Source organism: Hyalangium sp., assembly GCF_035629615.1.
GTDB lineage: Bacteria > Myxococcota > Myxococcia > Myxococcales > Myxococcaceae > Hyalangium.
This window is the reverse complement of the sequence record NZ_DASPHO010000896.1, coordinates 17,211-30,648: the sequence shown is the minus strand read 5'-3', so window position 1 is coordinate 30,648 and position 13,438 is coordinate 17,211. Positions and strand designations below refer to the sequence as shown.

Annotated in this window: 16 protein-coding genes; 9 read left to right on the top strand and 7 right to left on the bottom strand. The window is 69.1% G+C overall.

The genetic code is table 11. The annotated features are described in order from the left end of the window. The 3 genes from VD972_RS44935 to VD972_RS44925 form a co-directional block, all read right to left on the bottom strand. Nucleotides 1–329, bottom strand: a 329-nt coding sequence (locus VD972_RS44935) for a protein kinase domain-containing protein (protein ID WP_324996230.1), incomplete at its 3' end; no start/stop codon positions are given. Nucleotides 330–384: 55 nt separating this feature from the next. Further along, nucleotides 385–912: a hypothetical protein gene (locus VD972_RS44930; protein WP_324996228.1), complete on the bottom strand. Its 528-nt coding sequence runs from the start codon at nucleotides 910–912 to the stop codon at nucleotides 385–387. A gap of 111 nt (nucleotides 913–1,023) precedes the next feature. Further along, entirely contained in the window at nucleotides 1,024–1,929 is a 906-nt protein-coding gene (locus VD972_RS44925; protein WP_324996227.1) for a DUF72 domain-containing protein, read from the bottom strand. A gap of 293 nt (nucleotides 1,930–2,222) precedes the next feature. Here VD972_RS44925 and VD972_RS44920 point away from each other — a divergent pair, with 293 nt between their 5' ends. Next, nucleotides 2,223–2,552 carry an HPF/RaiA family ribosome-associated protein gene (locus VD972_RS44920; RefSeq protein ID WP_324996225.1) on the top strand — a complete coding sequence of 110 codons (330 nt, stop codon included), beginning with the start codon at nucleotides 2,223–2,225 and terminating at the stop codon, nucleotides 2,550–2,552. A gap of 27 nt (nucleotides 2,553–2,579) precedes the next feature. Here the strand turns inward: VD972_RS44920 and VD972_RS44915 are convergent, their stop codons facing one another. Then, the gene (locus VD972_RS44915; RefSeq protein ID WP_324996223.1) at nucleotides 2,580–3,686 is read right to left on the bottom strand and encodes a cyclic nucleotide-binding domain-containing protein; all 1,107 of its coding nucleotides are present in this window, start codon (nucleotides 3,684–3,686) and stop codon (nucleotides 2,580–2,582) included. A 270-nt stretch (nucleotides 3,687–3,956) separates the two neighbouring features. Between VD972_RS44915 and VD972_RS44910 the strand changes: the two genes are divergently transcribed. Genes VD972_RS44910 through VD972_RS44890 form a run of 5 tightly spaced genes read left to right on the top strand, consistent with a single transcriptional unit; the run spans nucleotide 3,957 to nucleotide 7,677 of the window. Beyond that, entirely contained in the window at nucleotides 3,957–4,388 is a 432-nt protein-coding gene (locus VD972_RS44910) for a response regulator (RefSeq protein WP_324996221.1), read from the top strand. A 5-nt stretch (nucleotides 4,389–4,393) separates the two neighbouring features. Further along, the gene (locus VD972_RS44905) at nucleotides 4,394–5,809 is read left to right on the top strand and encodes a sensor histidine kinase (RefSeq protein WP_324996232.1); all 1,416 of its coding nucleotides are present in this window, start codon (nucleotides 4,394–4,396) and stop codon (nucleotides 5,807–5,809) included. Between the two features lie 10 nt (nucleotides 5,810–5,819). Continuing rightward, nucleotides 5,820–6,554: a response regulator gene (locus tag VD972_RS44900; protein WP_324996219.1), complete on the top strand. Its 735-nt coding sequence runs from the start codon at nucleotides 5,820–5,822 to the stop codon at nucleotides 6,552–6,554. 1 nt (nucleotide 6,555) lies between these two features. Beyond that, the gene (locus VD972_RS44895) at nucleotides 6,556–7,275 is read left to right on the top strand and encodes an ATP-binding protein (RefSeq protein WP_324996217.1); all 720 of its coding nucleotides are present in this window, start codon (nucleotides 6,556–6,558) and stop codon (nucleotides 7,273–7,275) included. 24 nt (nucleotides 7,276–7,299) lie between these two features. After that, entirely contained in the window at nucleotides 7,300–7,677 is a 378-nt protein-coding gene (locus VD972_RS44890; RefSeq protein ID WP_324996215.1) for a response regulator, read from the top strand. Nucleotides 7,678–7,693: 16 nt separating this feature from the next. Here the strand turns inward: VD972_RS44890 and VD972_RS44885 are convergent, their stop codons facing one another. Beyond that, entirely contained in the window at nucleotides 7,694–8,311 is a 618-nt protein-coding gene (locus VD972_RS44885; RefSeq protein ID WP_324996213.1) for a hypothetical protein, read from the bottom strand. 82 nt (nucleotides 8,312–8,393) lie between these two features. Here VD972_RS44885 and VD972_RS44880 point away from each other — a divergent pair, with 82 nt between their 5' ends. Continuing rightward, nucleotides 8,394–9,332, top strand: coding sequence for a Rieske 2Fe-2S domain-containing protein (locus VD972_RS44880; RefSeq protein WP_324996211.1), 939 nt, complete (start codon nucleotides 8,394–8,396; stop codon nucleotides 9,330–9,332). A gap of 9 nt (nucleotides 9,333–9,341) precedes the next feature. Next, nucleotides 9,342–10,118, top strand: a complete 777-nt coding sequence (locus VD972_RS44875) for a lysophospholipid acyltransferase family protein (RefSeq protein ID WP_324996209.1) — start codon at nucleotides 9,342–9,344, stop codon at nucleotides 10,116–10,118. Between the two features lie 28 nt (nucleotides 10,119–10,146). Here the strand turns inward: VD972_RS44875 and VD972_RS44870 are convergent, their stop codons facing one another. After that, nucleotides 10,147–11,223, bottom strand: a complete 1,077-nt coding sequence (locus VD972_RS44870) for a pectin acetylesterase-family hydrolase (protein WP_324996207.1) — start codon at nucleotides 11,221–11,223, stop codon at nucleotides 10,147–10,149. 244 nt (nucleotides 11,224–11,467) lie between these two features. On the opposite strand from VD972_RS44870, the gene VD972_RS44865 reads away from it, so the two are divergent. Beyond that, the gene (locus VD972_RS44865) at nucleotides 11,468–12,496 is read left to right on the top strand and encodes a terpene synthase family protein (protein ID WP_324996205.1); all 1,029 of its coding nucleotides are present in this window, start codon (nucleotides 11,468–11,470) and stop codon (nucleotides 12,494–12,496) included. A gap of 29 nt (nucleotides 12,497–12,525) precedes the next feature. Here VD972_RS44865 and VD972_RS44860 read toward each other — a convergent pair whose 3' ends face one another. Then, nucleotides 12,526–13,398 (bottom strand): NmrA/HSCARG family protein, encoded by an 873-nt coding sequence (locus tag VD972_RS44860; RefSeq protein WP_324996203.1) that lies wholly within the window; start codon nucleotides 13,396–13,398, stop codon nucleotides 12,526–12,528. Nucleotides 13,399–13,438 lie beyond the last annotated feature (40 nt).

Genomic DNA, 13,438 nt, shown 5'->3' with positions numbered 1-13,438 from the left:
TCCACCGGCTCGAGCGCGCCGCGCTCCGTCAGGAGGCTCGCGAGGGTCTTTCCAGGGATGTACTCGAACGCGGCATAGATGCGGCCATCATCCATGAGGCCCGAGTCGAGCAGCCGGACGATGTTGGGGTGGTGGAGCTGGGCGCACAGCTTCAGCTCCCGCTGGAAGCGGGCGACATGACGCCGGTGAGCATCGTCCCCCGCACCACGCGGCCTGTGCATCATCTTGATGGCCACGGTCTGGCCCGTCGCGAGCTGCCGGGCCTTGTGGACGACCCCGAAGCCGCCCCGGCCCAGCTCGGACAAGATGTCGTAGCGCTCGAGCGACATTCGGCTCCAGAGGGGGACTGCGAGTCTACTCTGGAACGAGGGGGTTGCAACCGGCCTACCACGCGACGAGGTAGATGCAGGCCGCGTCCCCGCGATCGCGGCACTTCGCCGGCTCGTGCTGGAGGCGGATGAAGAAGGCGTCCTTGGGCTTGAAGCGCTCGGCGATGGCCTCCACCAGCCCTGTGTCCATCGGGCACGGGTAGGGGTTGTCGCAGCTCACCCGCGCGCTGCGAGCACCCAGGGACTCATAGTGGTAGCCGCCGATGTCGCCAGGCCCTCGGTGGTTCATCCGGTAGGCCGCATCGAGGGACTTCAACGCCTGCTCCACCGTGGTGAGGCCCGGGGGGAACGCGGCGTTCTTGGGGATGTTCCGGCCCACCGCCTGCATCGTGTTCGGGCCGATCTGCTTCTGGATGTCGCGGTAGGCGCCCAGCACGCTCCCGATGGGGTACCAGGTGGCCTTGTCGGGCTGGGTGATGCCGCGCTCCGCGAAGATGCGCACCGCCCGCTCCGGAGCGATCTTCATCGCCTCCAGGGCAGAGAGGATGGCGTTCCCGAGCACTTCGATCAGAGCAGTGTTCATCGGCTGCGTCATGGGCTCCTCGCGCATCGCACCCGGGGATTGAAGCGGCTTGCCCGGTGACATGCAATTCCCCCATCGTGGAGGGGACAGCCCGCCCTCACTCCGGCAGACTCACCCAGAGGGAGCGGGGGACCCACGTCCCAGCTCGGCCATGTCCACGGGGCGGGCGTAGGGGCGCAGCGCCCCGGCGTACTCGCGCAGGAGCGTCGCGGGGGCCTCCACCGGCTGTCCCGTCACCATCGCCTTCAGCATCAGCGCGTTCGTCACCCCCTTGCCCCGCGCGTGGTTGTTGGTGATGACGTACACGTCCTCCGTGCGAGGGTGCGCGGCGATCTCCTTCGTCCGATCGGCCCAGGGCTGCAGCTCGCGCGCCGAGTACAGATAGTCATAGCGGTCGATGGGCGACGTCTGGCGGAACCACTCCTTGTAGTTTCGGCCGTGCACGCGCACGTAGCCCACCGCCGCCGTGGCCCGGGCGCTCGGGGCGATGGAGTTCTTGAAGAGCGGCTGGTCGATGTTGACGAAGCCCAGCCCCCGCTCCACCAGCTCCGCGTAGTACGAGGGCTCGTTCCACGAGGCGTGCCGCACCTCCAGCACCAGTGGGAAGCCCTCGAACGCGGAGACGATGGCGTCCACGTGGTCCCGGCTCTCCGGCTCGTTGCGGAACGACCAGGGGAACTGCACCAGCACCGCCCCCAGCCGGCCCGCCTCGCTCAGCACGCCCAGCCCCACGCGCGTCCACCGCACGTCCTCCGCCGTCCAGGGCTCGTCGCGCTGGTGGGTGAAGCGCCGCCACAGCTTCGCCGTGAAGCGGAAGTCCGGGTTGAACGCCGTGCGCTCCAGCCACAGGTGCGCGTTGTGGGGAGTGATGGGCGCGTAGAAGGACGTGTTGAGCTCCACGGTGTCGAAGAGCGAGGCCATCGCCACCAGCGGATCGAACCCCTTCGGCTTGGGCTTCGGGTACACCACCCCCTCCCAGTCCTTGTATGTCCACCCGGCGGGCCCAAACCGAATCATGGTGCCTCCCCGGAGCCAGCAGGGGCTCCCGACATGGAAGGTAGGCACGCGTGCGCTCGTCCAAGCTGCCTGCCCGCTCAGCAGGCAGGAGGTGAGGCGGGCTCTCGTGACACGGGCGCGCGCGCGCGCACGCGCGGGCTTCGCGCAACCTCTGCGGTAGTGCGGCCTTGCGCGCAAAGAATGCGCCCGGGAGCGCCATCTCCCCTGGGCGAGCAAGGGGAGGGGAGGGTGGCCCTGGGAATGCAATGGAGCGAGCGTGGACCGGCCCTATAGGGCCACAACCGAGGCACCCGATGAACAAGCCATTGCAGATCACCTTCCGGGGTATGGGACCGAGCGAGGCGATGTCCGAGCACATCCGCGGCGAGGCGGAGAAGCTGGAGCAGTTCTGCGATCGCATCATGGGGTGCCATGTCGTGGTGGAGCAGCCGCACAAGCACCAGCGGCAGGGCAAGCGCTTCCATGTCCGCGTGGATCTGCACGTGCCGGGCAAGGCCATCGTCGGGCATGAGCACGCCGAGAAGCGTGAGCACGAGGACCCGTACCAGGCGGTGAACGACGCCTTCGAGGCGGCACGCCACCAGCTCCAGCACTACACGGACGTGGTGCACGAGCACCGCTGAGCCGGTCCCCGGCGCGCGGGCGGCTCCTCACTTGCTGGGGCTGTCGGCGCGCTGGACCAGCTTATGGGCGAGGGCTCGGGAGAGGTTGAGCAGCAGGAGCGCCGCGGCGCGCGAGCTGGAGTCGATCAGCGCACGCAGTGACTTCTCGCTGAGGCACAGCACGCGCGCGCCGTTGCCGGTGGCGCACACGTCGCTGATGCGGGGGGTAGACAGGAGGAAGGCCACCTCCCCGAGCACCTCGCCCTCTGTCGTCGTCGCCACCACGCGCTCCCCGTCCCGCACCTCCAGCGTGCCGGAGAGCACCACGAAGACGGTGCGCGCCACCTGCCCGCGGCGGATGAGGTAGTCCCCCGGTGCGCACTGGATGACGTGGCTGCTGGCGAGCACCGCCTGCAGCTCCTGCTCGGACAGCCCAGCGAAGACGGTAGGGCGGGTGTGGCCCATCAGCCCGTGCACCTCCCGCCAGTACGAGTCCGGATCGCTGACCTCCTGGCTCAGCACGCCGCGCGCCTTCGCCAGCACCGGCGCCACCCGCTCCGGGACGTCCGAGGCCCCCGCGGGCAGCAGCATCCGCAGAGGAGAGCCCACCCACTCCAGGTGCTCGCGATCCCTCAGCACCAGCACCAGCGGCACCATCACCCCGAACTCCGGGTGGTCATACGTACCCAGGTAGGGCCGGAAGCCCAGCGAGATATAGAGGTTGAGCAGGTGGGGCTGGCAGTCGCAGAAGGCCAGCTCCTGGCCTCGCTCCAGCTGGAAGCGGATGCTCTCCTGGATGAGCCGGTAAGGCACGGCCGTGCCGCGCATGTCCTGGCGCACCATGAAGCGGCCCACCATGCAGATCTGCTCCTGGGGCACCAGCGGCAGGAAGCGCTCCAGCGCGAAGCGCGCGGCGAGCGACTCGGGCAGGGCGCTGTCACCCCCCAGGTGCACCCGCAGCGTCCCCACCAGCTCCGCTCCTACCTTTGCACACAACATGTGGGCCTGGGCGTCGTCCGCGTCCTTCAACCAGCGGCGGCTGTGATCGGCCTGGCGGGTGTAGAGGTGCATCTCCTCGACGTAGGTCTCGTAGCGCAGGCGGTAGACGGCTTCTCGCTCGTCCTCCGTTGCGGCAAACCGGACCTCGACGTCCATCCCTACACCCCCTGTGTTCCGCTTGAACCTATCAGCGCGCGGGGCTCGCGAGCGTTCAGTTCCGAAGGGTGAGGCGTGGAAAAGCGGACTCCCGGGAAAGCCCTCGCCCGCACTCTGTCCGCTGCCAAACCCGCAGCCCCCCCTTCAGGAGCGGTGGCGATCCAGTGAGACTACGGTGTTTCAACAACGTCTCAGGCAGCGCCCGACAACCTCGGTCTCTGTCCTACTCGTACTTACATCTATCTTGGGTCACCACGAGGCGCTGGAGTCATGAACGAGAGGCTCACTGTCCTGGTCGTCGATGATGAGCACCCGGTCCTCATCACTGCAGCCGCGGTGCTGTCCGAGGACTTCCGTGTGCTGACGGCCACGAATGCGGCGGAGGCGCTGCGGCTGATGGACCGCAACACCATCGACGTGATGTGCACGGACTTCAACATGCCCGGCCGCAACGGCATCCATCTCTTGCGCGAGGCGACGGCGCGCCAGCCGCACATGTCTGGCGTGCTCGTCACCGGCCACGCCGAGTACCTGGAGAAGCGGGACAAGTACGAGGCGCAGGGGCTCTACTATCTGCTCATCAAGCCGTATGAGCCGCAGCGCCTCATCGAGATCGTCCAGCGCGCGGCGGAGTCCGCCCGGCTCAAGCGGGTGATGAGCTCGCTCACCTCGGAGCTCGGGGCCTGGAAACGGGTGATGTGAGCGCCATGAGCCCGGTGGTGGCAGAGCCCGGCGCGGCGGAGCAGCTCGAGGAGCGCGCCTCCCGGCTCTTCTCCCAGCACCAGCAGGAGGTGTGGCGGCGGGTGGATCGGCTCCTGGCCTGGCTGATGGCGGGGCAGTGGCTGGTGGCCATCGCCCTCGCGCTCCTGTTCTCGCCCTACGGGTGGGAGGGCAAGGCGCGGGGGGGGGAGTGGCACCTGCATGCGGCGGTGTTCCTGGGCGGTGCGCTGAGCGTCATCCCCATCGCGCTGGTGTGGCGCCGGCCTGGCACCCTGCTCACCCGGCATGGGGTGGCCGTCTGCCAGCTCCTCTGGTCCGCGCTCCTCATCCACCTCACGGGGGGGCGCATCGAGACGCACTTCCACATCCTCGGCTCGCTGACGTTCCTGGCCTTCTACCGGGACTGGCCGGTGCTGCTCACCGCCAGCGGCGTGGCCGTGGTGGACCACTCCCTGCGCGGCGCGCTCTGGCCCGAGTCCGTCTACGGCACGCCCAGTCCGGAGTGGTGGCTCCTGCTGGAGCACACCGTGTGGATGGGCTTCCTGGATGGGGTGCTGATCCTCTCCTGCCGGGACGCGGTGCGGGAGATGCGGGAGATGGCCCGGCGCCGAGCCGTGGCGGAGCTGGCCTCCGAGTGCGAGCACCAGAAGACGCGGGCGCTGGATCACGCGCTGACAGAGCTGAAGAGCGCCCAGGAGCATTTGATTCGGGTGGAGAAGCTGGCGGCGGTGGGACAGCTGGCCGCGAGCGTGGGCCACGAGCTGCGCAACCCGCTGGCCGCCGTGCGCAACGCTCACGCCTACCTGTCCAAGCGCCTGGCCCGGCCGGAGGAGCTGGCGGGTGACGCGCGGGTGCCGCAGTTCCTGGCGCTGATGGACCGGGAGCTGAACAGCTGTGCGCGCATCATCTCGGAGCTGCTGGACTTCGCGCGCGAGAGCCCGGTGAGCCTCCAGCCCTGCCCGCTGCGCCCGCTGGTGGAGGAGGCGATGGGCATGGTGCCGGCGCGGGAGGCCGTGCGGGTCCTCAACCAGGTGCCGGAGGAGCTGCCGGTGCCGCTGCTGGATCGGGAGCAGTTTCGGCAGGTGCTGATCAACCTGGTTCAGAACGCGGTGGAGGCCATCCCCGCGGGGCGGGCCGGGGAGGTGGTGGTGCGAGCCGAGGGGGGAGGCGGTGAGCCGCTGCGCGTGCGCGTGGAGGACGATGGCGGTGGCATCCCCGCGAACGTGCTGCCCCGCATCTTCGAGCCGCTGTTCACCACCAAGAAGGAGGGGACGGGGCTGGGGCTGGCCATCGTCGCCACGCGGGTGCAGCGCCACGGGGGCACGCTCCAGGTGAAGAGCGAGCCGGGCCGGGGCAGTGAGTTCCTCATCCAGCTCCCGCCGGCCACGGCGAGGGCGGCCTAGGAGAGCACCCGTGAGCGCGGCGCGAGTCCTGGTCGTGGATGACGAAGAGTCCATGCGAATCACACTCGCCGCGAACCTGGAGCTGGAGGGCCACGAGGTGGTGGAGGCAGCCAGCGGCGAGGAGGCGCTGCGCAAGGTGCGCGAGCGGCCGGTGGACGTGGTGCTGGCGGACATCCGCATGCCGGGGCTGCATGGTGTGGAGCTCCATCGCCACCTGCGGCGTGAGCAGCCCGGGCTGCCCGTGGTGCTGATGACGGCGTTCGCCCAGGAGAGCCTGGTGGAGGACGCGCTGGCCGAGGGCGTCTTCACGGTGATGCACAAGCCGTTCGACGTGGCGCACCTGCTGCGGACGCTGCGCCACGCGGCGAGTGTACCCGAGGTGCTGGTGGTGGACGACTCGGAGGACGTGGCGGAGGCCACGGTGGAGGGGCTGCGCCTGTGCGGCGTGCGGGCCCAGGCCGTCTATGACGGGGACATGGCGCTGGAGCGCATGGGCTCCGGGAAGATTGACGTGTGCGTGGTGGATCTGGTGATGCCGGGGGTGACGGGCCCGCAGGTGGTGGAGCGGCTGAGGGGGGCCGGGCAGCCGGTGGCGATCATCGCCGTGTCCGGGCACGATGTGCCGGAGATGATGCGCCAGGTGGCAGCACTGGGGGACGTGGCCTGCATGCGCAAGCCCATCTCCATCCGCGAGCTGGCACAGGTGATTGCCCGGACCCGGGGGCGGGCCTTGGCGAGGAGCTGACATGGACGAGCAGACCCCAGGGCTGGAGGTGCACGAGCGCGCGACGGTGGCGGAGGTGGTGACGGCCGTGCTGCGCCATGATCTGCGCAACCGGTTCTCCAGCATCCGCAACGCCTCCTATTACCTGATGCGTCAGGTGCAGAAGACGGAGCTGTGGAAGGCGGACCCGCGGATGGAGACCTTCTTCCAGCTGATCGACCGCGAGCTGGTCTCCGCCGAGGAGCTCCTGTCGGCCAGTGGCCTGAGGGTGCCCCAGGAGGACAGCGGCCGGCTGAGGCTGTGCGACGTGGCGGAGAGGGCCCTGGCTCACTCCCGGGTCCCCGTCTCCGTGCGGGTGGAGCGCACCTGGCAGGAGAGGGCCCTGGTGCAGGCGGACGCGGAGCGCCTCACGCTGCTCATCCGCTGCCTGATCGAGAACGCGGTGGAGGCGATGCCGGGCGGCGGCATCCTCGGGGTGCATACGCTGCGGGGGGAGGAGGAGCGGGTCATCCTCGAGGTGACTGACACCGGGCCGGGGATCCCCCAGGAGCTTCGGGCGCGGGTGTTCGAGCCCTTCATGACGACGAAGCCCGGGCATGCGGGCTTGGGGCTGTGTATCGTCCAGCGGCTGGCGCTGCGCAGCCGCGCGTGGGTGGAGCTGAAGGCAGGTGAGCCAGTGGGTACGCAGGTGAGGGTCTCCTTTCCCATCGTGGAAGAGGCTGGAGCCTCCGGCGGAGCTTGAAGCGGGACTGGGGGAGGAGCGCTGATGAAGACCTCGGGGACGCCGCGCCGGAGCTTGCTGCTCGTAGAGGATGATCCGGCCAACTGGTTGACGCTCTCGGCGGTCCTGGAGGATGCGGGCTTCGCCGTGGCTGTCGCGGAGTCGTGCACGCAGGCGGCCCAGCTCCTGGAGAGGCGGACGCAGTACGACGTGGTCCTGCTGGACTGGAGCCTGGGGGATGGGGATGGGCAGGGGCTCATCCCGCTGGTGCGCAGCCAGGTGCCCGCGGCGAAGATCGTGCTCGTCTCAGGGCGGGGGCCCTCCGGGTCGCGAGTCCCGGTGGATGCCGTCTTCCAGAAAGGTGCGCAGGTGGGCGAGCTGCTGGCGTGCCTGGAGCGGCTGCTGCGCGACGCGCCGGGTTGAGCGGTGGCTGTGCGTGTCAGGAGGTCAGCCGCGTCTCCGGTCCGGGCGCGAGCCGCGCCTGTACCTCCGCGAGCGTTCGGGCCGTGTGCACCACATCCTTCAGCGCGCTCCGGAGCTCTTCAACATCGCTCATGAAGCCAGAGTACGCGACGTGGGTCCGGTGCTTCTCCACGAAGCCTACCCGCTTGGGGCTGTAGAGCTCGAGGAGGGCCTTCTGGACCTCGGCCTGCTCGACGAGCACCTGGCCCTCCTGGGGCCGGTCGCTCTGGAGGATGTAGCACTCCTTCAGCGCGGAATCGGAAGGGACGAAGGTGTTGTCAGCGAGCATCCGGTCGAGCCCTGTCGTCCAGCGGCGAGGCGCGGCGACGAAGCCGCTCGGCAGCTCGCCGGGCACCTCCGCGCTCACCACGCAGACCTGGTCATAGCCATACGGGTTGCGCCGCGTCTCCATGCCGATGCGGACGGGCAGCCCCTCGTACTCGCCCAGGAGCACACTCCCCTCGTGGTTCAGCCCGAGCAGCTCGGCCAGCGTCCCCCAGGAGGCCTGTCGCTTCTGGCTCTCGGAGGCGATGAAGAAGAGGGCGATGCCGATGACGGCGATGATGGCAACGACGACGAGTGGAGCGGGATCCATGTCCCGCATACGGTAGGATGGATGACCGGGTCGGCGCACTCCTCAAGCATGAGGCCGAGCACGAAGGTTATGGTGACGATCCATGGATGCTCGCTTCCCCTTCACTCCCTACCCGCGAGGCTGGTTCCAGGTCGCCTGGTCTGACGAGCTCCCCACAGGCGGCGTCCTGCCGCTGTCCTGCTTTGGCAAGGAGCTGGTGCTCTTCCGCACCGAGGAGGGTGTGGCGCACGTGCTCGATGCGTACTGCCCGCACCTGGGCGCGCACCTCGGGCATGGCGGGCGGGTTCAGCAGGGGCTCCTCCAGTGTCCCTTCCATGGCTGGCGCTTCAACGGCCAGGGCGCCTGCATGGAGATCCCCCACGCGAGCAAGATTCCTCCGGGCGCGGTGCTCGGCGCGTGGGCCGTGCACGAGCTCGATGGCGTCCTCTTCGTCCACCACGGGCTCGAGGGCACGCGGCCGGAGTGGCAGGTGCCGCCGCTCCCCGAGGCCAGCGCCGAGGGCTGGGGGCTCGCCCAGAAGAAGCTGTGGCGCATCCGGACCCACGTGCAGGAGATCTCCGAGAACATCGCGGACTCGACGCACTTCCGCTACGTCCACAGCACCCTCTCCCTCCCCGAGCTGGAGCTCTCCTCCGAGGGCCACATCTTCCGGGCGGACTCGAAGATGCTCCAGCCCACGCCGCGCGGACCCGTGAACGGGCGCATCTACACCGAGGCCCATGGGCTCGGGTACTGGGCCATCCGCTTCACCGGCATCGCGGACGTGACGTTCATCTCCGCCGCCACCCCGGTAGGGCCCGAGCACGTCGTGCTGCGACACACCTTCTTCCTGCGCACCCCCGAGCAGCCGGGCACCAGCAACAACGTGGGCAAGGCGCTGGTGGCCGAGATCATCCGGCAGGTGGAGGAGGACATCCCCATCTGGGAGAACAAGATCTTCCGGGCGAGGCCCCTCCTCTCGGCGGGAGATCGCTCCATCCCCGCGCTTCGCCACTGGAGTCGCCAGTTCCTCGAAGGGTAGAAGCCCTCGATGCCCGAGCGCCTCCCTCCTCGCCCCGTCCAGCTGCTGCGGACGGCGCTGGCCATGAGCTGGTCCATGCTCTCGCTGGTGGTGTTCATCCCGCTGGCCCTGCTGGCGCTGCCACTCGACCGGCGGCAGCGGGTGCATGACGTGTGCTCCATCCTCTGGGCGCGCGGCATCCTCGCGCTGGTGGGGGCGCGGCTGGTGGTGCGTGGCGCGGAGCACGTCTCCCGGGATGAGCGCTACGTCATCGTCGCCAACCACCAGAGCCTGCTCGACGCCATGGCGGTGGTGGCGGCGCTCCAGCCTCTCACCCCCATCCGCATGGTGGCCCGGCGCGGCGCGTTCCGCATCCCCATCATGGGCTGGGGCATGCGGTTGTTCGGCCACATCTCCGTGGACCCGCGCAGCATGCGGGCCTCGCTCCCTGGGCTCCAGCAGGCACAGCAAGGGGTGGCGCGGCGCTGGTCCACCGTCTTCTTCCCAGAGGGCACCCGCAGCGCGGACGGGAAGATGCGCCCGTTCCATAACAGCGCCTTCCACATCGCCGCCCGGGCGCGGGTGCGCGTGCTGCCCGTCACCCTCTCCGGCTCGTTCGAGCTCTACCCTCGGCACCTCCACGTGGTGGCCCGGAGCGGGGAGATCCACGTCATCATCCATCCTCCCATGGGGCCGCTGGAGCAGACCCATGATGCGGCGGTCGCCGCCTCCGCGGCGTGCCACCAGCTCATCGAGGCAGCACTCCCCTCCGCGCGCCAGGAGGTGCCACTCCAGGCCCAGGCCTGAGCGGTGGGGTTTGGGGCGCAGGCTCCGGTCAGCGCACGTTGCTCCAGGCCGGGTCCCCCGTGGCCCACTGCTGCACCCAGCTCTTGAGGGACACGCCACCCGGTCCTACCAACGACTTGTAGCCGCTCAGCAGCACATGGTCGGTCCCCCCGAGGACGAAGTAGCGGGCCCTGTCGTGCGTGTACTGGTTGGCCAGCAGGGACTGGGTGGCACCGAGCATCCCGCCCAGGGGGTAGTTGAAGTAGAGCGTCAGGGTGGCGTCGTTGTCGTAGGCGAGCAGGCCCAGCCGCCGCCCCGGCCAGCGGGTGGCGAGCGTGTCGAGGAGCTTGGGGAGGTCCTGGGCGCACTCCGTGCACTCCGAGGGGAGGCGAGGGTTCCAGGCGTTGCGCATCTCACCCCAGCGTCCGCCGTAGGGCATCACGAGCTGGGCACTGTCGGCGAGCAGGTCCACGCGCGCGCCAGAGAAGGCGAGGGAGACCCGGTCGAAGCTGAGCTGCGCACCGTAGCCCCCGGCGCTGCTCCCCATGAGCCAGAGCTGCTCGGCGTCCGGAAAGGTGGCCTTCAGGCGAAGCAGGAAGGCATCCATGTTGGAGGCGCCGCGGTGGTGGAGCTGCCGCTGAGGGTGGGTGCTGTCGTAGCTCCGCACGGCGTCGCCCACGTGCAGGTCGCCGGTGCAGTAGGGGACGTAGACGAAGTGGGCATCCCGGAAGGGGCTGGTCTCATCCTGGCGATCCGTCAGCCCCCACGCCGTCAGCTGAGCCACCTCCGTCTCGAGCAGCGCCTGGGTATAGGTGTCCTCCACGTGGACGGCCGTCTTCAGCACGTAGCAGGTGACAGGATCCCAGCAGGCGCCACCCCCCGCCAGGAACAGGAGCACCTTCCGGCTGCCGCCGGGGGCTGGGTTCAGGCCGACACCCGCGGGCGTGCCGTTGCCGCAGCGCGTCTCGGGGAAGGGCACCCACGTCCACTGGCTCGCGGGCGTGGAGATGGGCTCCGTGCTCCCGCCATCGGGCGTCCCCGCGTCAGGGCCGGGGAGTGGGCCCGGCGCGGGAGCGGTGCAGGCCATCGTGAGAGTCAGGAGCAGCAATGCCAGGGCGCGTCTCATGAGACTTTCAGTAGAGGCTTCGCGCCGAACCAGCAAGGGTTGCGACAAAGGCGAGGATTACCGTCCTTTTTCATATGGGCTGTGATTCAGGGTGAGCTCATTTCCCAGAGGCGTGACAGGGCCGAGCCTGGCGTACGATGGCGTTGGAGGGCCCCCCGCCATGCCGCAGCTCAGCCACCCTCTGGCTGTCGAGTTTGATCTCGGAACGGTTGCGCAAGCCCGGTTGGAAGGGCTCCTCCATCTCGTGAGCATCCCCGGTCATGGATGGCCACACCCGGTTTCCATGCCGGCGGAGATCGCTCGGGCCGAGCAGGAGGCCATCACCAGGGCTCTGAGCAAGGGCCTGGTGAGCGCGGGCGACGCCTACTTCCACAAGTTCTGCCAGTCCCGGCTGGCGGCCCTGGCGGCGTGCACGCTGCCAGACGTGCCGATCCACCGCGCGAAGTGGTTCATCTCCCTGCAGGCGTTCATCTTCACGCTGGATGACGCGCTGGACAACCTGGTCGATCTCCGCGCGGGCGACCACTATCTGCCCTATGCCCAGCTCCAGGAGATGTTCGGCCTCTTCATGAGCGTGCTCACCGGAGAGGTGCCTCGCGCGCTGCGGCCGCCGGCCGCCGACTTCCCGCTGCTCGAGCCGTTCTGCGAGGTGCTGCGGGACATCCGCGAGCAGGCCCTGGAGACGGAGGTGGAGCTGCACTGGTTCCTCGCCAGCATGGCGGACTACTTCGAGGCGCTGGCCTGGGAGCATGGCGCGCACATCGATGCCGGGTATACGCCCACGGTGTCGACGTACATGCACAACCGGGAGCAGACCATCTCCTATCTCCAGTCTGTCGAGTCGTTCCTGGCCATCAAGCGCATCCGCCTGTCACGCGAGCACCGGCGGCTCCACCCCGTGAAGCTGCTGCTCACCAATGCCTGCCGCCACGTCATCCTGGTCAATGATGTCTTCTCGCTGGCCAAGGAGCTCGCGTGCGGCGAGCTGGACAACGTCCTGCTGCTCGATCCGGAGCACGAGCACTCCGCGCTGTGGCGCCGCTTCCAGTCGTTGCTCACGAGGCTCAACGCCCTGGCCGCGGACCTCACCCACATCTCCCTCAAGGTTCGGGAGACCTTTCCGGAGGATTGCGAGGTGCTCGGCTTCGTCGACACCGTCCTCTACAGCGTGAACGGGCACGTGGCCTGGTACGCCGAGAGCCGGAGGTATGGCCGCTTCGTGCGTCCTCCCGTCCTCACGAGCCTCGAGCTCAGAGCCGCAGCGGCCCACTGACGCACGGCGGAGGGCGGGACTCTTCTACTCTAGGCAGCGCTCCAGTCCCGTGAGGCTCCCCACTGCTCGAGGGTCTGCCAGCCGACCTCGGGGAACTGCCGGCGGAGCCCCTGCACGTCCGCGCTGAAGCTCGTGTGCGCCAGCCATGAGAGGAGGGCCACGGTGTTCCGGCCCTGCTCTCCGGTTGCTGGGAAGCTCTCGAGCGGAAGCGCTACCGGGTGGAGCTCCCTGCGCAGCACACGAGAGAGGACGGAGGCTGCTTCCCGGGCGTCGAGCTCGTCCCCGGCGATGTCGATGCGGCGGCCCAGGAAGGCTTCCCACTGCTCGAAGGCGTGGACGCAGAAGCGGCCGATGTCGTCGACGGCAATCAGCTGAAGCCTCCGGTTGAGCGGCAGCCAACGGGCGTACTCTCCCTGCCGCAGACGGGAGAGGCTGAAGGGCGTCAGCAGGTTCTCCATGAAGTACACCGGAGCGATGAGGGTGAAAGGGACTCCCGAGGAGCGCAGGTGCTGCTCCACCCGCAGCTTGGTTTCGAAGCTGGGGATTCCGGTGTTGCGGTCGGCGTTGCAGGCGGAGGTGTAGACCAGGTGGGCGATGCCGGCGCGGCGCGCGGCGTCCACCAACGCCATTCCCTTTTCAGCCTCCGCGGCAATCCCTTCGAAGGGGGTGGTCACGCCGAACAGGGCATCCGCTCCCACGAGCGCTCGATCAAGCGAGGCCGGGTCCTCCAGGTTCCCGATGACGAGGTCCACGCCCGCGTGTCGGAGGGACTCGGCGGCTGGCGAGCCGGGGGCTCGGACCAGCGCTCGGACCCGATGCCCTCGCGCCAGCAGGGCCCGGGTCACGGCTCCCCCCTGTTGCCCGGTTGCCCCTGTGACCGTGACAAGACGAGGCTGGCTCATCGCAACTCCTCCTGTAGTGCCGGAGTGTGCCATGTGCCGG